General features: G+C 70.2%; 17 protein-coding genes and 1 tRNA gene. 3 read left to right on the forward strand and 15 right to left on the reverse strand.

The features are described 5' to 3' along the window. Positions 1-12: 12 nt before the first annotated feature. Positions 13-528, reverse strand: a complete 516-nt coding sequence (locus tag KI385_RS09865; RefSeq protein ID WP_128506634.1) for a GNAT family N-acetyltransferase — start codon at positions 526-528, stop codon at positions 13-15. A gap of 217 nt (positions 529-745) precedes the next feature. Beyond that, a complete protein-coding gene (locus KI385_RS09870) occupies positions 746-1,888 on the reverse strand; it encodes a glycerophosphodiester phosphodiesterase (protein WP_238571816.1) in 1,143 nt (380 codons plus the stop codon). Positions 1,889-2,184: 296 nt separating this feature from the next. On the opposite strand from KI385_RS09870, the gene KI385_RS09875 reads away from it, so the two are divergent. Continuing rightward, positions 2,185-2,853: a lysophospholipid acyltransferase family protein gene (locus KI385_RS09875; RefSeq protein WP_238571817.1), complete on the forward strand. Its 669-nt coding sequence runs from the start codon at positions 2,185-2,187 to the stop codon at positions 2,851-2,853. A gap of 75 nt (positions 2,854-2,928) precedes the next feature. On the opposite strand, the gene KI385_RS09880 is transcribed toward KI385_RS09875, so the two are convergent. The 6 genes from KI385_RS09880 to KI385_RS09905 form a co-directional block, all read right to left on the reverse strand. Further along, positions 2,929-4,899, reverse strand: a complete 1,971-nt coding sequence (locus KI385_RS09880; RefSeq protein ID WP_238571818.1) for a bifunctional metallophosphatase/5'-nucleotidase — start codon at positions 4,897-4,899, stop codon at positions 2,929-2,931. A gap of 479 nt (positions 4,900-5,378) precedes the next feature. Continuing rightward, a complete protein-coding gene (locus tag KI385_RS09885) occupies positions 5,379-7,022 on the reverse strand; it encodes an MFS transporter (RefSeq protein WP_238571819.1) in 1,644 nt (547 codons plus the stop codon). Beyond that, the gene (locus KI385_RS09890) at positions 7,019-7,570 is read right to left on the reverse strand and encodes a TetR/AcrR family transcriptional regulator (RefSeq protein ID WP_238571820.1); all 552 of its coding nucleotides are present in this window, start codon (positions 7,568-7,570) and stop codon (positions 7,019-7,021) included. The genes KI385_RS09885 and KI385_RS09890 overlap by 4 nt, the downstream gene beginning before the upstream one ends. Positions 7,571-7,685: 115 nt before the next feature. After that, positions 7,686-9,122, reverse strand: a complete 1,437-nt coding sequence (argH, locus tag KI385_RS09895; RefSeq protein WP_238571821.1) for an argininosuccinate lyase — start codon at positions 9,120-9,122, stop codon at positions 7,686-7,688. 88 nt (positions 9,123-9,210) lie between these two features. Then, the gene (locus KI385_RS09900) at positions 9,211-10,404 is read right to left on the reverse strand and encodes an argininosuccinate synthase (RefSeq protein ID WP_238571822.1); all 1,194 of its coding nucleotides are present in this window, start codon (positions 10,402-10,404) and stop codon (positions 9,211-9,213) included. Positions 10,405-10,521: 117 nt separating this feature from the next. Further along, positions 10,522-10,890 (reverse strand): DUF488 domain-containing protein, encoded by a 369-nt coding sequence (locus KI385_RS09905; protein ID WP_238571823.1) that lies wholly within the window; start codon positions 10,888-10,890, stop codon positions 10,522-10,524. Positions 10,891-11,064: 174 nt separating this feature from the next. Between KI385_RS09905 and KI385_RS09910 the strand changes: the two genes are divergently transcribed. Continuing rightward, positions 11,065-11,138 (forward strand) — tRNA-Pro (locus KI385_RS09910). 145 nt (positions 11,139-11,283) lie between these two features. Here the strand turns inward: KI385_RS09910 and pstS are convergent. From pstS to KI385_RS09945, 7 genes are all read right to left on the reverse strand, one after another. Beyond that, complete coding sequence (pstS, locus tag KI385_RS09915) at positions 11,284-12,438, reverse strand: phosphate ABC transporter substrate-binding protein PstS (RefSeq protein ID WP_238571824.1); 1,155 nt, start codon at positions 12,436-12,438, stop codon at positions 11,284-11,286. Positions 12,439-12,558: 120 nt separating this feature from the next. After that, the gene (locus KI385_RS09920; RefSeq protein ID WP_238577641.1) at positions 12,559-13,101 is read right to left on the reverse strand and encodes an arginine repressor; all 543 of its coding nucleotides are present in this window, start codon (positions 13,099-13,101) and stop codon (positions 12,559-12,561) included. Between the two features lie 8 nt (positions 13,102-13,109). Next, positions 13,110-14,345, reverse strand: a complete 1,236-nt coding sequence (locus KI385_RS09925; protein ID WP_238571825.1) for an acetylornithine transaminase — start codon at positions 14,343-14,345, stop codon at positions 13,110-13,112. After that, positions 14,342-15,271, reverse strand: a complete 930-nt coding sequence (gene argB / locus KI385_RS09930; protein WP_238571826.1) for an acetylglutamate kinase — start codon at positions 15,269-15,271, stop codon at positions 14,342-14,344. Before argB ends, KI385_RS09925 begins: the two co-directional genes overlap by 4 nt. Continuing rightward, on the reverse strand, positions 15,268-16,440 hold the full coding sequence (gene argJ / locus KI385_RS09935) for a bifunctional glutamate N-acetyltransferase/amino-acid acetyltransferase ArgJ (protein WP_238571827.1): 1,173 nt from the start codon (positions 16,438-16,440) through the stop codon (positions 15,268-15,270). Before argJ ends, argB begins: the two co-directional genes overlap by 4 nt. Then, positions 16,437-17,465 (reverse strand): N-acetyl-gamma-glutamyl-phosphate reductase, encoded by a 1,029-nt coding sequence (gene argC, locus KI385_RS09940; protein ID WP_238571828.1) that lies wholly within the window; start codon positions 17,463-17,465, stop codon positions 16,437-16,439. Before argC ends, argJ begins: the two co-directional genes overlap by 4 nt. 107 nt (positions 17,466-17,572) lie before the next feature. Continuing rightward, a complete protein-coding gene (locus KI385_RS09945; RefSeq protein WP_238571829.1) occupies positions 17,573-17,764 on the reverse strand; it encodes a DUF1059 domain-containing protein in 192 nt (63 codons plus the stop codon). A gap of 118 nt (positions 17,765-17,882) precedes the next feature. Here KI385_RS09945 and KI385_RS09950 point away from each other — a divergent pair, with 118 nt between their 5' ends. Further along, the gene (locus tag KI385_RS09950; RefSeq protein ID WP_238571830.1) at positions 17,883-18,971 is read left to right on the forward strand and encodes a class I SAM-dependent methyltransferase; all 1,089 of its coding nucleotides are present in this window, start codon (positions 17,883-17,885) and stop codon (positions 18,969-18,971) included. Positions 18,972-19,053 lie beyond the last annotated feature (82 nt).

A 19,053-nucleotide genomic window follows, 5' to 3' on the forward strand; every position in this document is an offset into this window, starting at 1 on the left:
CCGCCACGTCTCCTACGCTCCGGCGACCAGCGCCTCGGCGGCGGCTTCCGGCTTCAGTTCCTTCTCCAGTGTGACCACGCTCAGCCGCTTGGTCAGCTGCTCGGTGCCCACGGGCGCATAGCCGTGGCTGCGGTACAGCCGCAGATTGCCCTCGCTGCGGTGGCCGGTGAACAGGCGGTAGCGCCGGGCCGACCGCTCGGCCGCCAGCCGCTCCTCGACCGCGGCGAGCAGCCGGCCGCCCAGGCCGTGCCGCTGCAGCCGCGGGTGCACGATGAGCTTGGCTATCTGCGCGGTGCCGTCCGCGTCGACCGTGCCGCGCACGGATCCCACCACCTCCTCGCCGAGTCTTGCCACCACGACGCAGCCCTCGGCCAGTTCGGCGCGCAGCGCCTGAAGCGTCTGGGTGAGCGGCTCGATGCCGTAGTCGTCGTACAGCGCGGCTTCCGACTGGTAACAGAGGTACTGCAGTTTGAGGATCTGCTCGGCGTCCTGGTCGGTCGCCGCAGAGATGGTCACGCTGGTGCCCATGCGCGTATGCCTCCCCTTATTCGGTTGGTCCGGGTTCTTCCGGACTCCCCGGAATGTGGCAGCGGCAATCTCCGCCGCCGAGCATTCTGCGCAGGCATATGGGGCAAGCGGAACAGACCGGCGCCGAGCTCCCCTGTGACATTCCCAACTCAGATGAGAGTCAAGGGGAGGTGGCGCCGGTCGGGGACCTCACGTCCGCCGCTGTGCAAGCGTCGGATCAGCGCTTGCGGAACTCCGCGGCGGCCAGCAGCGCGGTGTCGGGGTTGTCGGAGAAGAGGCCGTCGATGCCGGTGCCGAGGTAGGCCTTGAAGACGCCGAGGGCATCGCCGTAGGCGTTGGGGTCGGTGCCGCGGCGGTGGTCGGCCGGCAGGAAGGCGTTCTCGTTGCGGACCGTATACGGGTGCAGCACCAGGCCGGCGGCGTGCGCGTCCTCGACGACGGAGGTGGGCGTGCCGAGCTTGCCGTCCTTGTCCCGCGGGATGATCACGGTCAGGTCCGGGCCGATGCCCTGGGCGAAGCCGGCGATCCACTTCAGGCCCTCGGGCGTGATCAGATCGGCGACCTTGCGCGGGTCGCCCGCCTCGACGAAGTCCCAGGGCCGGGAGTCGAGGGTGGAGAGCAGGACGACCTTGGGGCAGTCGACGAGCTTGCCCAGGCGCTGGATGCTGCTGGGCTCGAAGGACTGCAGGAAGTTCGGGGAGTTCTTGCGGTGCCGGCCGTGTGCGCGCAGTGCCTTGGCGACCCGTTCCTCCAGGCCGAGCCCCAGCCCCCGGAAGTAGGTGGGGTGCTTGGTCTCGATGTGCAGCCAGACCCGGCGGCCGCGCCTGCGGCCCTCGCGCTCGGCCCACTGCAGGACCTCCTCGAAGGACGGCACCTCCCACCGGCCGTCGTAAAGAGTGTTGTGCTGCCGGGTTCCCGGTATGCGCTCCTTGGCGCGCAGCGTCTTGAGCTCGGCGAGCGTGAAGTCCTCGGTGAACCAGCCGGTCAGCTTGGTTCCGTCGACGGTCTTGGTGGTCTTGCGGTCGGCGAACTCGGGGTGCGCGGAGACATCGGTGGTGGCGGTGATGTCGTTCTCGTGGCGGCAGACCAGGTGCCCGTCCTTGGTGGGGACGAGGTCCTGCTCGATGACGTCCGCGCCCATGTCGAGGGCGAGTTGGTAGGAGCCGAAGGTGTGCTCGGGGCGGTAGCCGCTGGCTCCGCGGTGACCGACGATCAGCGGTACCGGCAGCTCCTGCGGGCGGCCCGTGTCACCACGCCCGGCGGCGCCGGCCTGGCCGGCTCCGCCGAATACCGCCGCTCCCGCGCCCAGGGCCGCGGCCCCCAGCACCGTCCGCCGTCCAGGCTGCTGCCGCTTGTGCATACCCACGCTCCTTGTGTGCGGTGTCCGGTGGTGTTCCGGGTGCTTCCGGGTGTTTTCCGGGGTGCGGTGAGGCGTGTTGCGCACCTGCTCACGGAACCGGGCCGATCGTAGGCACGGACGGGTCATGCCGGGGAGACGCACGACAACTTCGGGGGGAACATGGTGGTAACACACGTCAACTGTGCGTATCGACCTCGTGAACCCGATGTGCGAGCGGGAGTAACCCGCGAGTATCGTCCTGGGCTGCAGAGTTCTGCGCCCGCTTGACATTGACCAGCCACGACCCGGAGGGCCCGTTGTCCCGCATTGTGCTCAAGGCGATTCTCGGATTCGTCATGCGTGTCCTGTACCGCCCGAAGGTCGAGGGCATGGAGCGCATTCCGGCGACCGGACCGGTGATCCTGGCCGGCAATCACGTCACCTTCATCGACTCGCTGTTCCTGAGCCTGGTGGTCAAGCGCCCGGTGTACTTCATCGGCAAGGACGAGTACGTCACCGGCAAGGGCATCAAGGGCCGGCTGATGGCGTGGTTCTTCACCAGCTCCGGCATGATCCCGGTGGACCGCGACGGCGGGCGCGGCGGTGTCGCAGCGCTGATGACCGGCCGCCGGGTGCTGGAGGAGGGCAGCGTCTTCGGCATCTACCCCGAAGGCACCCGCTCCCCCGACGGCCGTCTCTACCGCGGCCGTACGGGCATCGCCCGGCTCGCCCTGATGACCGGCGCCCCGGTCGTCCCGTTCGCGATGGTCGGCACGGACAAGGTGCAGCCCGGCGGCAAGGGCCGCCCGCGCATCGCGCCGGTCACCGTCCGCTTCGGTGAGGCGCTGGACTTCTCCCGTTACGACGGTATGGACCGCGACCGTTACGTCCTGCGGGCCGTCACCGACGAGGTGATGAGCGATGTGATGGAGCTGTCCGGCCAGGAGTACGTCGACATCTACGCCACCAAGGCCAGGGCCGCCTGACCCGTCAGCTGTGTGCCGGGCCCCATCCGTTCCTCGGATGGGGCCCGTTGCGTTGTCACTCGGCCGGCGAGCGGGTCAGCAGGGCACCCGGAAGCCGCCGGGGGCGCGCTGGCCCTCGGCGCCGCCGGTCAGCGCCGTACGCAGTGCCGCCTCGGGCCGCGGCACCACGCTGCCGTCGGCCCGGAGCAGCTGCTGGCGCTGGGTGACGGTGCCGGTGCGGGCGCCGGGCACCTCGGCGTTCTTGACCGCCACCCGGTTCAGCGGTGCGGGGTCCAGTTGCTTCTTCGTCCGCACGAAGGCGACAAAGCTCTCGAAGTCGCGGGTGTGCCGGACCGGTGCGGTGAATCCGGTGAAGGCGCTGAAGCCGTCCTGGTTGATGAGGGTGTACGAGGGGGCGGCGAGACGGTAGCGGCGTGTGAGGTCGAGTGCGGTGCCGTTGATGAACACCTCCGTGGGGTCGATCCGCCGGCCGACCCCGCCCGCGGCGTCGAAGGTGTAGCGGACATTGCCGGAGACGGCCAGCGGCGCGAAGCCGAGGCCGCCGCCGGCGGCCGGCGCCCACTGTTCCTCCAGTGCGTCGTGGATCTGCCGGCCGGTGACGGTGACGGTGAGGATCGGGTCGCCGAAGCCGACGGCGTTCCAGGCCTGGCCGAAGGTGACGGTGCCGTCCGATGCCTCGTCACGGATCAGATCGCCGGCGATCACGCCCTGTCCGACGCGCGGCGCGACCACGATGACGGCGAGCTCCGCCGGGGTGTTGGGGTGCTCGGCCGGGTCGTCCATCGGTCCGAGCGGCTGCCGGCCCGCCCACAGGGCCCAGTCGGCGACGAGGTTGCCCATGGTGCTCTCCCCCACGGCGTTGCGGCGCCGGGTGAAGGAGGCGCTCTGGGTGCCGAGCCGGGAGCGGGCGCGCCGGGAGCCGTGGTCCGCCCAGTAGCCGGCGATCGACCGCAGCTCAGGGTCCGGCGTCACATCCCGGGTGTTGGGGTGGTTGGTGGACGTGGTCAGCTCCCGGACCACCGCTCCGGTGTCCGGGTCCAGACGGAGATTGATCTCGTTGATGATCTGGCCGTAGCAGCCGGCCTCGACGAACGGGCGGGGGACGCCGTCGGGGTCGGGCAGCATCATGGTGAAGGCGCAGTGCCAGTGGCCGGTGACGATGGCGTCGATGTCCGGGGAGGCGCGCAGCGCCAGTTCGTAGGCGGGTCCCGAGGGGTTGCTGCCGCTGGAGAAGTCGCTGCCAGCCACCGCGCCGTCGTGCATGCTGAGCACGATCGCGTTGACGCCGCGTGACTTCAGCTCGGCGGCGCAGCGGTTGGCGGTCTCCAGTTCGTCCAGGGTGCGCAGTCCCGGCTGGTAGGAGCCGGGGAAGGACTCGGTGCCGATGGCGGTCAGATGGATGAAGCCGATCGGCAGCCGGCGGCCGCGGCCGGTCTCCACGTACGCGATGTTGTACGGCGCGAGGACGGACTCGCCGGTCGCGTTCCACACCATGTTGGCGCTGTAGTAGGGGAAGTTCGCGCCACGGAAGCGGCGGCCGGTGGAGTCCTTGAAGTCGTCGTCACGGCCGACGACGGGAAAGGCGTCACCGTCTTCCATGTGCGAGGTCAAGAACGTCGCCGACTTGTCGAATTCATGGTTGCCGGCCGAGGCGAAGTCCAGCCCCATGGCGTTGAGCGCCTCGATGGTGGGCTCGTCGGCGAAGGAGGAGGCGTCGAACTCCCAGCCGGAGAAGAGGTCGCCGGGGGCGAAGAAGAGCGAGTTGCGACGGCCGTCGCGCAGTCGCTCCAGGTGGGCGGCCATATAGGCCACGCCGCCGACCGTGTACTTCTTGCCGCCGGCGCCGGTGATGACGGAGTTGGCGCCCGGGGCACCCTGCAGATAGCCGTGCAGATCGGTGATGTTGAGGAGTTGGACGTCGACGTATTCGTCGGCGGTGGCCGCGTCGCGGGCGTGGCCGGTGGCGTAGGCGTTGCTCCCGATGGCGCTCGCGGTGGCCAGGGCCCCCGCGGCGGTGAAGAAAGACCGTCGTCCGATGTCGCGCACTGCGTCACTCTCCTGAGCGGGCCGTCCGTTAGGGGACGACGGGAGAGTCAAACGAGCCGCGCGGGACGGCCGGCCACCAGGACGCGTACCGGGCGTGAACGGGCGGGGGACAGTCGCCCCCAAGGCGTGTCCTGTGGATCATGGCGGGTGCGCGGCACCTTGATCCACCGGACACGCCCTGGGGCGGGGCGCATGCCACCGTCCGGCGGATCAGCGGTACGCCGTACCTGCTGCCGTCATCGATGGCGCCGGAACCTCACCGCCGGGGCCTAGGGCCTGTCTTCAAAGTCCCGTCTGCCTCGCGGCGTCTGGCACGCACGCTCGCCGCGTTGTCGGGATCATCCCGGTACACCCAGTACCGGGACGACCCTCCGCCTTGCGATCGCACGCACCAGACGCCGCGAGGCCCGCCCTACGGGCGAACGACGGGACTTTGAAGACAGGCCCTAGCGCCGTCGCGGCGGGATTTTTCGCTGCCGCTACGGGCGTTCGGCGGCGGAACCGGACCCGGTCGTGGGACCGGGCCCGAAGCCCGCCTCCGGCCCTTCTGCCGTGATCGCCACGGGCGCGGCCGCGACCGGGCTGCTCCCCAGCTCCTGGCCACGCAGCAGGAACCACGCGGCGCCCGCGGCGGCCAGCAGGACCACCGCGCCCACTCCGGCCGCGACATCCACCCCGATGACGAAGGAGTCCTGAGCGGCCTTCACCAGCGCCGCGCCCTGGTCGGCGGGGAGTTGCCCGGCCGTCTCGAAGGCGCCGCCGAGCGATTCGCGGGCGGCGTCGGCTACCGGCTCGGGCACCCCCAGGGGCGTCGCGAAGCCCCGGTAGATGCTGGTGACGATGGAGCCGAGCAGGGCGATGCCGAGGGCCGCGCCCAGTTCGTAGGCGGTCTCGGAGACCGCGGAGGCGGCGCCGGCCTCCTCCTTGGGCACATTGGAGAGGATCACATCGGCGGTGACGGTGAACGAGAAACCGGCGCCGACGCCGACGACGAACAGGATGATGCAGAGCGCGGCGGTACCGGTGTCCCCGTGCAGGGTGGTGCAGCCGGCGAGTGCGAGCCCGACCACGGCCAGGCCGCCGGCCACCACGATCCGTACGGACAGCCGCCGGGCGACCCAGCCGGCGGCCAGACCGGCGCCCACCGCGCCGACCGCCGCCGGGAGTTCGACGAGCCCGGCGTTCAGCGGCGAGCGCAGCTGCACCATCTGGAGGAACTGGGAGAGGAAGAAGACCAGTCCGGACAGCCCGAGGATGGTCAGCAGATCGGCCAGCACCGCGCCCGAGAATCCCCGGTGGTGAAAGAGCTTCATGTTCAGCAGCGGCGATTCGAGGGTGAGCTGCCGGCGGACGAACACGATCAGTGCGAGCACGCCGATGACGGCCGCGAACGCGATGTCCCAGCGGTAGCCCTCCACCGCCGCTTCCTTGATGGCGTAGACGACACAGACGATGCCCACCAGGGCCAGCAGGACGCTGGGGATGTCCCAGGGGCCGGGATCCGGATTGCGCGACTCCGGGATCACCTTGGCGCCGACGGCCACCAGCAGCGCCATCACCGGCAGGTTGATCAGGAAGACCGAACCCCACCAGAAGTGGCCCAGCAGAAATCCGCCGAGGACCGGCCCGACGGCCATGCCGGCCGAGGCCATCGCGCCCCAGATGCCGATGGCGAGGCTGCGTTCCTTGGGGTCGTGGAAGAGGTTGCGGATCAGCGCGAGGGTGGACGGCATCAGCGTCGCACCGGCCACACCCTGCAGCGCACGGGCCAGGATCATCATCTCCGGGCTGGAGGCGTACGCGGCGAGCACCGACATCGCGCCGAAGCCGACGGAGCCGATCAGCAGCAGCTTCTTACGGCCGATGCGGTCACCGAGGCTGCCCATGGACACCAGCAGGCCGGCGATGACGAAGGAGTAGATGTCACCGATCCACAGCAGCTGGGTCCCGGACGGGCGCAGGTCCTCGCTGAGGAAGGGGGTGGCGAGGCCGAGGACCGTGGCGTCGACGCCGACCAGCAGGACGGCGAGGACGAGGACGGCGAGCGCGAGCCAGCGGCCCGGCCGGGGCTGGTCGTCCACATGGGCCGAACCTGCCGGTCCTGACGCTATGGTCTCGGTCATTTCTCCATGCTCCGTCGGATGCCGCCGAGCAGCAGCTCGGCGATCGAGTGGTTGAGGTCGTTGCGGGCGACGCGCCCTTCGTGCACGGCCCAGGCGCCGGCGCCCATCAGGCCGTAGAGCGCTTCGGTGAGCCAGGCGGCGCTCAGATCGATCCGGAAGTCGCCCTCTTCCTGGCCGCGGCGGAAGAGGGCGGTGATACGGGCATCGAGCCGTGCCCAGCCGGCGTTGATCTCGCCGCCCTCGAAGAGCTGGTTCTCGGTGAAGAGGAAGGCCAGCACGGCGGCGACCGGTTCGGCCTCCTCGATCAGCCGGCGCAGCGCATCGGCCGCGTCCCCGTCCTCCAGCCGCGCGGCGTCCATCGCCTGCGCGAACTGCGCGATCCCGTGCTCCTCCAGAGCCCGGATCAGGGCGTCCCGTCCGGCGAAGTGCCGGTGCAGGGTCGCGCGGCTGATGCCCGCGGCGCGGGCGATCTCGTCCATCGACGTCGTCGCCCGGCGCGTGAGCAGCGCGGCGGCTTCCTTGAGTACCCGTTCACGATCCACGGCCATGAGACATACATTAACCGAATGAGACACCGATGTCTCACATTTTCTCTCCGGCACGCACGAGGGCGGCCCGCCCCCGGTCTCCCGGGTGCGGGCCGCCCTCGTCCTCCTCTGCCGGCTACGGCTGCTTCTTGGCCGCCGCCCACTCCTGCTGCGTCACCAGATCGGCCCGCACCTCGGCGAGCTGGACCGCCACCGCCGAGGGGGCGGTGCCGCCGCGGCCGCTGCGCGAGGCGAGCGCGCCGGGGACGTTGAGTACGTCGCGGACCTCAGGGGTCAGATGCGGCGAGATCTTGGCGAACTGCTCGTCGGTGAGCTGGTCCAGCTCGATGCCGTGCGCCTCGCACTCCTTGACGCACTCGCCCGCGACCTCGTGCGCCACCCGGAACGGCACGCCCTGCTTGACCAGCCACTCCGCGATGTCGGTGGCCAGCGAGAAACCGGCCGGGGCCAGCTCTTCCATCCGCTCGCGGTTGACGGTCAAGGTGGCCATCATGCCGGTGAACGCCGGGAGCAGCACCTCCAGTTGGTCACAGGAGTCGAAGACCGGCTCCTTGTCCTCCTGCAGATCCCGGTTGTACGCCAGCGGCAGCGCCTTGAGCGTCGCCATCAGACCGGTCAGATTGCCGATCAGGCGACCGGACTTGCCCCGCGCCAGCTCCGCGATGTCCGGGTTCTTCTTCTGCGGCATGATCGACGAGCCGGTCGAGAAGGCGTCGTGGAGAGTGACGAAGGAGAACTCCTTCGTGTTCCAGATGATGATCTCCTCGGCGATCCGGGAGAGGTTCACGCCGATCATCGCGGTGATGAAGGCGAACTCGGCGACGAAGTCCCGGGAGGCCGTCCCGTCGATGGAGTTCCCCACGCTGCCGTGCTCGAAGCCGAGGTCCGCGGCGACCGCCTCCGGGTCGAGGCCGAGCGAGGAGCCGGCCAGCGCGCCCGAACCGTACGGGGAGACGGCGGTGCGGTCGTCCCACTGCCGCAGCCGCTCGGCGTCCCGGGACAGCGGCTGCACATGCGCCAGCACATGGTGGGCGAAGAGCACCGGCTGGGCGTGCTGGAGATGGGTGCGGCCCGGCATCGCGACGTCCGGGTGGGCCTCGGCGAGAGAGACCAGCGCCTCCTGGAGGTCGGCGATCAGACCGCCGATGATCCGGGCGTGGTCGCGCAGATACATCCGGAAGAGCGTGGCGACCTGGTCGTTACGCGACCGGCCGGCCCGCAGCTTGCCGCCGAGGTCCGGGCCGAGCCGCTCCAGCAGCCCGCGCTCCAGGGCGGTGTGCACATCCTCGTCGGCGATGGTGCCGGTGAACGAGCCGTCGGCGACATCCGCTTCGAGCTGGTCGAGCCCGGCGAGCATACGGGTCAGCTCGTCCTCGGTGAGCAGGCCCGCCTTGTGGAGCACCCGGGCATGCGCGCGGGAGCCGGCGATGTCGTACGGGGCCAGCCGCCAGTCGAAGTGGACCGACGCCGACAGCTGGGCCAGCGCCTCTGCCGGGCCGTCGGCGAAACGGCCGCCCCACAGCCGTACGTCACCGCTGTTTCCGTTGCTCACTTTGCTCTGCTCCTCAAGGCTGTCGATGTGCCACCGCCTCCCCGCGAGGGCAGGGAGGCGGTCGTCGTACGGAAGTAACGAGACGGGCTCAGGCCAGGTCGCGCTTGGCCGCGATCTTGCTCGACATCCCGAAGAGCTCGATGAAGCCCTTCGAGAGCGACTGGTCGAAGGTGTCGCCGGTGTCGTACGTCGCCAGGTTGAAGTCGTACAGCGACTGGTCGGACCTCCGGCCGGTGACGACCGCCCGGCCGCCGTGCAGGGTCATCCGGATGTCGCCGCTGACCTGCTGGTTGGCCTCGTCGATAAAGCCTTCCAGGGCCCGCTTGAGCGGCGAGAACCACAGGCCGTCGTAGACCAGCTCGCCCCAGCGCTGCTCGACCTGCCGCTTGTAGCGGGCCAGTTCGCGCTCGACGGTGACGTTCTCCAGCTCCTGGTGCGCGGTGATCAGCGCGAGGGCGCCGGGCGCCTCGTACACCTCACGGGACTTGATGCCGACCAGCCGGTCCTCGACCATGTCGATCCGGCCGATCCCCTGGGCGCCGGCCCGCTCGTTGAGCTGCTGGATGGCCTGAAGGACGGTGACGGGCTTGCCGTCGATGGCGACCGGGACACCTTCCTTGAAGGTGACGATGACCTCGTCGGCCTCCCGGGGGGTCGCCGGGTTCTGGGTGTACTCGTACACGTCCTCGATCGGCGCGTTCCAGATGTCCTCCAGGAAGCCGGTCTCCACGGCCCGCCCGAAGACGTTCTGGTCGATCGAGTACGGCGACTTCTTGGTCGTCGCGATCGGCAGGTTCTTCTCTTCGCAGAAGGCGATCGCCTTGTCCCGGGTCATCGCGTAGTCACGGACCGGCGCGATGCACTTCAGGTCGGGGGCGAGGGAGGAGATGCCGGCCTCGAAGCGGACCTGGTCGTTGCCCTTGCCGGTGCAGCCGTGGGCGACGGTGGTGGCGCCGTGCTTCTTGGCGGCGGCGACCAGGTGCTTGACGATGGTCGGCCGGGAGAGGGCGGAGACCAGCGGGTAGCGGTCCATGTACAGGGCATTGGCCTTGATCGCCGGGAGGCAGTACTCATCGGCGAACTCGTCCTTGGCGTCCGCGACCTCGGCCTCGACCGCACCGCAGGAAAGCGCACGCTTGCGGATGACGTCCAGGTCCTCGCCACCCTGGCCGACGTCCACGGCAACGGCGATGACCTCGGCGCCCGTCTCCTCGGCGATCCAGCCGATGCAGACAGAGGTGTCCAGTCCGCCCGAGTAGGCGAGTACGACGCGCTCGGTCACGGGTTTCTCCTTACGGTGCATTCACTGATGGGTATAAGTATGCACTCCACCGTATGTTTCGTCAATGCATCGGTGAACGTGCAGGTCAGCGGCAGGCCAACGGCACAACACAGGCCCTCACGCCCCCTCCCTCAGCACATCGAGCAGTACGGTCACATGACTGGCCGACACTTCCTTCGTCGCCGTCAGCAGCGTCAGCGGCCCCTCCGCGGCGAGCTCCCGCAGCCGCCCCAGGGCCCCCTGCGCCGTCTCCTGCGCCAGCTCCTCGCGATAGCGCTCGGCGAACCGCTCGAACCGCTCCCCCTCATGGCGGTACCAACGGCGCAGCTCGGACGAGGGCGCCGCGTCCTTGCACCATTCGGTGAGCAGCGCGTCCTCCTTGGACAGCCCGCGCGGCCACAGCCGGTCGACCAGCACCCGTGCCCCGTCCGCCGGCTCCGGCGGCTCGTACACCCGGCGCACCCGGATAGCGTCATTCGTCGACATTTCGCCCATATCTTCATCGAATCACGGAAACAAGGGCCCCGCCGAGACCCTCTCCACGCCCCCGCCGAGCCCCCGGAGAGGCGCTACGGGGGACCCGCTTTGGATTCATGGCCCGGGACAGGGTATTTTTCTTCTGCACGCCCCGGCCGGGAAACTTCCGGCCGGTTCGAGCACCGGGACGTGGCGCAGCTTGGTAGCGCACTTGACTGGGGGTCAAGGGGTCGCAGGTTCAAATCCTGTCGTCCCGACGGTGCGAAAAGGTCCGCTGATCCGGGAGAAATCCCAGATCAGCGGACCTTTTGCGCTGTCCGCACGGCTCGGGGAGGCCGGCCGTGCGGACAACGGGAACTCACCATCCGTCAGTCGGCCCGTCCGCCGGCCGCCACATCGGCATCACGACAGTGTGCCGATCTCGCCGCGGACCTTTTCCACGACACCGGACGGGAGCGTGGCATAGCCCTGGAAGGTCAGGTTCTCCTGGCCCTTCTGGCTGGCCATATACGTCAGAAACGCCTTGGTGGCGGACCATGTCGCCGGCTTGTTGCCCTTGTCGCAGACGATCTCGTAGGTGACCACGTCGATCGGGTAGGCCCCCGGGACCTTGGTCCGGTAGTCGAGCTGGAGCAGGAGGTCGTTGCCGGTCTCGACGGTCTTGGCGCCGGCAATCGCATGGGAAGCGGCGATCACGTTGGCGTCCACCGGGGACGGCGCGCCCGTGTCGATCGAGACCGTACGGATCATGCGCGCCACCGCGTACGGCAGCTCGAAGTAGCCGATCGCGCCCTCGGTCCGCTGCACTTGGGCGGCGAGGTCCGAGGAGCCCTTGACGGACCGGCCGCCCTTGGCCGTCCACTCCTTGCTGTGCGGATGCGGCCAGTCACCCGGGGCGGTGGCGCTGAGGTACGCGGTGAAATTGTCCGTCGTGCCGGAGGAGTCGGCGCGGTGGAACGTCAGGATCGGCGTCGACGGCAGCGTGACGCCCTTGTTGAGCCGGGCGATCGCCGGATCGTTCCACCGCGTGATCCGCCCATTGAAGATCTTGGCGAGTGTGGGGGCGTCCAGGAGCAGCCGGTCGACCCCGTGGAGGTGGAAGCCGACCGCGATCGGCCCGCCGACCATCGGCAGGTGGATCGCGTGACCACCGCCGGAACAGACCTTCCGGGAACGGGCCACCTGGTCGGCGGACAGCGGGGAGTCCGAACCCGCGAAGGCGGTCCTGCCCTGCAGAAACTCGTCCTGGCCCGCCCCGGAGCCGTTGCCGACGTAGTTGATCTTCGTGCCGGGACAGGCCCGTGTGTAGTTCTTGATCCAGAACTTCATCGCGTACTGCTGCGCCGTCGAGCCGGAGGCCTGGAGAGTGGCCGGCTTGCCGCATGCGATGCCGCCGGCACCGGCGGTGGCCCCGCCGGTCGCGGTGGCGGCGGGCGAGCCGCCGGAGGAGCCGGAGCCGCCGTCCGCGCCGCAGCCCGTCAGGAACAGGGTGCCGCAGACGACCGCCGCCGCCCCGGCCGCCCTGGCGCGCGGGCCACCCTTCCACTGAAGCTTCACTCTCCAGTGCTCCTTCCTGCGGACCGGGCCCGGCCGGCGCAGCACAGAGGACTATCAGACCTCCGTCACTCTATGCATATATGTGAGCACTTTTGGTGATTCCGGGCCGGCCGGGGTGGCTCAGTGCGCCTTCTGCGCCAGCCGCAGCAGATGATCGGCCAGCGCCTGGCCGCCCGACGGGTCGCGGCTGATGAGCATCAGGGTGTCGTCGCCCGCGATGGTGCCGAGGATGTCGTGCAGTTCGGCCTGGTCGATGGCCGAGGCCAGGAACTGGGCGGCGCCCGGCGGGGTGCGCAGGACGACGAGGTTGGCGGACGCCTCGGCGGAGATGAGGAGTTCGCCGGAGAGGCGGCGCATCCGCTCCTCCTTGGCCGACTCGCCCAGCGGCGCCCGCGGCTTGCGGTCGCCGCCCTCGCTGGGCACCGCGTAGATCAGCTCACCACCCGTGTTGCGGATCTTCACCGCGCCCAGCTCGTCCAGGTCGCGCGAGAGCGTCGCCTGGGTGACGGACAGGCCGTCGTCGGCGAGCAGCTTGGCGAGCTGGCTCTGGGAGCGGACCGCCTGCCGGTTGAGGATGTCCACGATCCGGCGGTGGCGGGCGGTGCGGGTCTGCGGTACGGCCTGGCCGCCGTTGTGCACCTCGTTGTCCTGCGGCTCGATCATCGTTGTCGTCAATCTCCGGATCGTTGTGCCCCGTCGGTCCCTTGCCGGGCCGCGTCGAGGACGGCGGGGAGCTTCCGGAGGAACACCTCCGCTTCGTCGTCGGAGACGATCAGCGGCGGGGCGAGCCGGACGACGTCCGGCGCGACCGCGTTCACCAGGAGGCCCGCGTCCTGAGCCGCCTGCTGCACCTTCGGCGCGAGGGACTCCGTCAAGACGATACCCAGGAGGAGGCCCGCACCGCGGACCTGGCCGACCAATGGGTGCCCGAGCGCTTCGATTCCGTCCCGCAGTTGCTCGCCCACCCTCTTGACGTGGTCGAGGATGCCGTCGGCCTCGATGGTGTCCAGGACGGCGAGGGCGCCCGCGCAGACGACCGGGTTCCCGCTGAAGGTCGAGCCGTGCGAGCCGGGGGCGAGCAGGTCGGCGGCGGGGCCGAAGGCGAGGGTGGCGCCGATCGGGAGGCCGCCGCCCAGACCCTTGGCGAGGGTGACGATGTCGGCCTCGACGCCCTGGGCCTGGGACTCCAGCCAGTGTCCGGTCCGGCCGATGCCGGTCTGGATCTCGTCGAGCACGAGCAGGGTGCCGGTGGCGGCGGTGATCTCACGGGCGGCCCGGAGGTAACCGGGCGGCGGCACGACGACGCCGTTCTCGCCCTGTACGGGCTCCAGGATGACGAAGGCGGTGTCGGTGGTGACGGCGGCCCGGAGCGCGTCCACATCCCCGTACGGGACGTAGCTGACGTCGCCGGGCAGCGGGGCGAACGGGGCCTGCTTGGCGGGCTGGCCGGTGAGCGCGAGGGCGCCCATGGTCCGGCCGTGGAAACCGCCGGCGGTGGAGACCATGTGGGTGCGCCCGGTCAGCCGGCCGATCTTGAAGGCGGCTTCGTTGGCCTCTGCGCCGGAGTTGGAGAAGTAGACCCGGCCGGGGCGTCCGGCGAGGGCGAGCAGGCGCTCGGCGAGGGCCACGGTGGGCTCGCTGACGAAGAAGTTCGAGACATGGCCGAGGGTCGCGACCTGGTCCGAGACGGCGCGGACCACCGCGGGGTGGGCGTGGCCGAGGGCGTTGACCGCGATGCCGCCGAGGAAGTCGAGGTACTCCTTGCCGTCGGCGTCCCACACCTTGGCGCCCTCACCGCGTACCAGCGGGATGCGGGGGGTGCCGAAGTTGTCCATCATGGCGCCCTGCCAGCGCCGGGTGAGGCCCGCGTTGGTGGCCGGGCCGTTGGTGTGCGCCGCGTCGCTCATGTCGCCCCCTCGATGGTGTTGGCGTCCGGTACGACCATCGTGCCGATGCCTTCGTCCGTGAAAATCTCCAGCAGGATCGAGTGCTGGACCCGCCCGTCGATGACCCGGGCGGTGTGCACGCCATTGCGGACGGCGTGCAGACAGCCCCGCATCTTGGGGACCATGCCGCTGGCCAGGTCGGGCAGCAGCTTCTCCAGTTGGGTGGCGGTGAGGCGGGAGATCACCTCGTCGCTGTTCGGCCAGTCCTCGTAGAGGCCCTCGACGTCGGTGAGCACCATCAGCGTCTCGGCGCCGAGCGCCGCGGCCAGCGCGGCCGCGGCGGTGTCCGCGTTGACGTTGAAGACGCCGGGTGCGCCGGCAGCAGTGTCCTCGTCGTCGTTGCTGCGGGCGATGGAGGAGATGACCGGGATCCGGCCGTCGTCCAGGAGCGCCTGGACCGCGCCCGGGTCGATGGCGGTGATCTCACCGACCCGGCCGATGTCCACCCGCTCGCCGTCGACATCGGCGTAGTGCTTGGTGGCGGTCATCAGATGGGCGTCCTCGCCGGTCATGCCGACGGCGAGCGGGCCGTGTTCGTTGAGCAGTCCGACGAGCTCGCGCTGTACCTGGCCGGCCAGCACCATCCGTACGACGTTCATCGCCTCGGGCGTGGTGACCCGCAGACCGCCCTTGAACTCCGACGCAAGGCCGAGCAGATCCAGCTGGGCGCTGATCTGCGGGCCGCCGCCGTGCACGACGACGGGGCGCAGTCCGGCGTGCCGCAGGAAGACCACGTCCTGGGCGAAGGCGCGCTTGAGCTCCTCGTCGATCATGGCGTTGCCGCCGAACTTGATGACGACGGTCTTGCCGTGATGCCGGGTCAGCCAGGGCAGCGCCTCGATGAGGGTGCGGGCCTTGGGGAGCGCGGTGTGCTTCCGAGTACTCATGAGGAGTACGCGCTGTTCTCGTGAACGTAGTCGGCGGTGAGGTCGTTGGCCCAGATGACCGCGGACTCCGTGCCGGCGGCGAGGTCGGCGGTGATCCGCACCTCCCGGTAGCGCATGTCGACCAGATCGCGGTCCTCGCCCACGGAGCCGTTCTTGCAGACCCAGACGTCGTTGATGGCGACGTTCAGCTGGTCGGGCTCGAAGACGGCGGAGGTGGTGCCGATGGCGGAGAGCACCCGGCCCCAGTTGGGGTCCTCGCCGTGGATGGCGCACTTGAGGAGGTTGTTACGGGCGATGGAGCGGCCGACCTCGACCGCGTCGTCCTCGCTGGCCGCGCCCACGACCTCGATCCGGATGTCCTTGCTGGCGCCCTCGGCGTCCCCGATCAGCTGCCGTGCCAGGTCGTCGCAGACCGTGCGGACCGCCTCGGCGAACACGGCCGCCTCCGGCACCACACCGGAGGCGCCGGACGCCAGCAGCAGCACCGTGTCGTTGGTGGACATACAGCCGTCGGAGTCGACCCGGTCGAAGGTGGTCCGGGTCGCCGCGCGCAGCGCCGTGTCGAGGTCGGCGGCCGGCAGATCGGCGTCGGTGGTCAGCACGACGAGCATGGTGGCCAGACCCGGCGCGAGCATCCCGGCGCCCTTGGCCATCCCGCCGACGGTCCAGCCATCCTGTGTGACGACCGCAGTCTTGTGCACGCTGTCGGTGGTCTTGATGGCGATGGCGGCCTTCTCGCCGCCGTGCTCGCTGAGTTCGGCCGCGGCCTGCTCAACTCCCGGCAGCAGCTTGTCCATCGGGAGCCGGATACCGATCAGTCCCGTGGAGGCGACCGCGACCTCTCCGGCGCTGTGCCCGTCGAGCACCTCGGCGACCTTCTCCGCGGTGGCGTGGGTGTCCTGGAAGCCGAGCGGGCCCGTACAGGCGTTGGCGCCACCGGAGTTGAGGATCACCGCGGAGACCCGGCCGCCCTTGAGGACCTGCTCGGACCAGACCACCGGGGCGGCCTTGACGCGGTTGGAGGTGAAGACGCCGGCGGCGGCCAGTCGCGGCCCGTTGTTCACCACGAGGGCGAGGTCCGGGTTGCCGCCGCTTCCATTGGCCAGAGGGGCCTTGATCCCGGCGGCGATGCCCGCTGCGGTGAATCCCTTTGCTGCCGTGACGCTCACGGTGCGACTCCGATCGTGGAAAGCCCGAGCTCCTCGGGGAGCCCCAGGGCGATGTTCATGCTCTGCACCGCGCCGCCGGCGGTGCCCTTGGTGAGGTTGTCGATGGCGCTGATCGCGATGATCCGGCCGGCCGCCGCGTCGAACGCGACCTGGATCTGGGCGGCGTTGGAGCCGTACACGGCGGCGGTCGACGGCCACTGGCCCTCGGGCAGCAGCCGTACGAAGCGCTCGTCGGCCAGCGCCTTCTCGTACGCGGCCCGTACGGCGGCGGCATCCACACCGGGCTTTGCCTTCGCCGAGCAGGTGGCGAGGATGCCGCGGGACATGGGCGCCAGGGTCGGGGTGAAGGAGACGCTGATCCGCTCGCCGGCCACCGCGCTCAGGTTCTGGATCATCTCGGGGGTGTGCCGGTGCCCGCCGCCGACGCCGTACGGGCTCATCGAGCCCATGACCTCGGAGCCCAGCAGATGCGGTTTGAGCGCCTTGCCCGCGCCGGAGGTGCCGGTGGCCGCGACGATCACGGCCTCGGGCTCGGCGAGCCGGTCCGCGTACGCGGGGAACAGTGCGAGCGAGACGGCGGTGGGGTAGCAGCCGGGGACCGCGATGCGCCGGGTCCCCTGCAGTGCGGCGCGGCCTCCGGGAAGCTCCGGAAGGCCGTACGGCCAGGTGCCCGCGTGGGCCGAGCCGTAGAACGTCTCCCAGTCGGCGGCGTCGTCGAGCCGGAAGTCCGCGCCGCAGTCCACGACGAGCACATCGGGCCCGAGCTCCTCGGCGACCGCGGCGGACTGGCCGTGGGGCAGCGCGAGAAAGACGACATCGTGGCCGGCCAGCACCTCGGGCGAGGTCGCCTGGAGCTCCCGGTCGGCCAGCGGAAGCAGATGCGGCTGGAGCGATCCCAGGCGCTGTCCGGCGTTGGAGTGCCCGGTCAGCGCGCCGATCTCCACCTCCGGGTGCCCCAGAAGCAGACGCAGCACTTCACCCCCCGCGTATCCGCTCGCACCGGCCACTGCTGCTCGTACCGTCATGGACCCTCCTCCTTGATGGCATGACTATACGGATAGTGGCAGTTTTATGCAATGAGCTACGACGGAGAGCGCCGCCCCCTCAGGGGCGGCGTCGTCCCCGCCGTGACTCAGGCGTGCTGCGGAACCTCGTCCTTCAGCATCGTCCTGATCTGCTGCCGCAGCTCGGGGCTGTCCGTGTGTCCGTGGACGGATGCGGCGTGCTCGCTGGCGGCGCGGACCACTTCCTCCTCCTCGCCGGCGATGACGAGGGTGCAGTTCACTTCGCTCGGGTAGTCCCTGCAGTCGACCTTCTTGCGCATGGCACACCTCCTCCTCCCAGTGTCGGCCGGTGCCCCGACCCGCCGTATACGGCGAATCCCGTATGGCGCGAGGGGTGGCCGCACTGCTGCAGTGGAAGAGGACGAGGAGGTGAGAGCCATGGCGACGCCCGCCGACATCACCTCTGGCGCTGCCGTGGACCAGGACCGGGTAAGGGAGTTCCTGGAGAAGGTGATCACCGACGGCGGCGCCGCGGTGGCCGGTCTGTGCACCTCGCTCGGCGACCGGCTCGGCCTGTACACGGCCATGGCCGGCGCAGGTCCGCTCACCTCCGCACAGCTCGCGACCCGCACCGGCCTCGTCGAACGCTATGTACGCGAGTGGCTGGCCGCCCAGGTGGCCGGCGAGTACGTCACCTACGCGCCCGACACCGACACCTATCAGCTGCCCGACGAGCACGCCGCCGTCCTGGCGGACCCGGAGCTGCCCACGTACGTGGCGGGCTTCTTCACCGTGATGCAGGCCCTCTACGCCACCGAGGACACCCTCATGGACGCCTTCCGCACCGGGCAGGGCGTCGGCTGGGAAGAGCACGGCCCGGCGCTGTTCGCCGGCACCGCGAAGTTCTTCCGCCCCGGTTATGCGGCCGCGCTGGTCCCGGAGTGGCTGACCGCGCTGGACGGCGTGGTGGAGAAGCTGGAGCGCGGCGCACGGGTCGCGGACATCGGGTGCGGCTACGGCTACTCCACGACGCTCATGGCGCAGGCCTTCCCCCGCTCGCACTTCCAGGGCTTCGACTTCCACCGCCCGTCCATCGAAGCGGCCCGCGGCATCGTGGCCGAGCAGGGACTGGGCGACCGGGTCAGCTTCGAGGTCGCCGGCGCCGAGGACTTCCCCGGCGAGGACTTCGACCTGATCACGTTCTTCGACTGTCTGCACGACATCGGCGACCCGGGCGGCGCGCTGCACCACGCCGAGCAGGCCCTGGCCGACGGCGGGACCTGCATGATCGTGGAGCCGAACGCCTCGGCGAACGCGCAGGAGAACGCCAACCCCGTCGGCCGGGCGCTGACCGCCGCCTCGGTCGCCGTCTGCCTGCCGTCCGCGCTGGCCCAGCACGGTCCGCAGGCACTGGGAAACCACGCGGGTGAGGAGGCGATGCGGGAGATCGCCGACGAAGCCGGACTCCACCACTGGCGGCTCGCCGCCGAGAGCCCGGTCAACCGCGTCTATGCCGTCGGGCGTTAACAGCGCCTGACGCGCCCGGCCGGTCTTCCCCCGGCCGGCCGGGTGGCCCTCGCTTGACTGACCTCTGCCCCCTCGTCACGCT

Origin of the sequence: Streptomyces inhibens (assembly GCF_022221585.1) — a bacterium.
GTDB lineage: Bacteria > Actinomycetota > Actinomycetes > Streptomycetales > Streptomycetaceae > Streptomyces > Streptomyces inhibens.

Coding starts and splice junctions, on each gene's coding strand:
- KI385_RS09865 (WP_128506634.1), bottom strand. CDS start 528: ATGGGCACCAGCGTGACCATCTCTGCGGCGACCGACCAGGACGCCGAG.
- KI385_RS09870 (WP_238571816.1), bottom strand. CDS start 1,888: ATGCACAAGCGGCAGCAGCCTGGACGGCGGACGGTGCTGGGGGCCGCG.
- KI385_RS09885 (WP_238571819.1), bottom strand. CDS start 7,022: ATGACCGAGACCATAGCGTCAGGACCGGCAGGTTCGGCCCATGTGGAC.
- KI385_RS09890 (WP_238571820.1), bottom strand. CDS start 7,570: ATGGCCGTGGATCGTGAACGGGTACTCAAGGAAGCCGCCGCGCTGCTC.
- KI385_RS09905 (WP_238571823.1), bottom strand. CDS start 10,890: ATGTCGACGAATGACGCTATCCGGGTGCGCCGGGTGTACGAGCCGCCG.
- KI385_RS09920 (WP_238577641.1), bottom strand. CDS start 13,101: ATGATCGAGCCGCAGGACAACGAGGTGCACAACGGCGGCCAGGCCGTA.
- KI385_RS09925 (WP_238571825.1), bottom strand. CDS start 14,345: ATGAGCGACGCGGCGCACACCAACGGCCCGGCCACCAACGCGGGCCTC.
- argB (WP_238571826.1), bottom strand. CDS start 15,271: ATGAGTACTCGGAAGCACACCGCGCTCCCCAAGGCCCGCACCCTCATC.
- argC (WP_238571828.1), bottom strand. CDS start 17,465: ATGACGGTACGAGCAGCAGTGGCCGGTGCGAGCGGATACGCGGGGGGT.
- KI385_RS09945 (WP_238571829.1), bottom strand. CDS start 17,764: ATGCGCAAGAAGGTCGACTGCAGGGACTACCCGAGCGAAGTGAACTGC.
- KI385_RS09950 (WP_238571830.1), top strand. CDS start 17,883: ATGGCGACGCCCGCCGACATCACCTCTGGCGCTGCCGTGGACCAGGAC.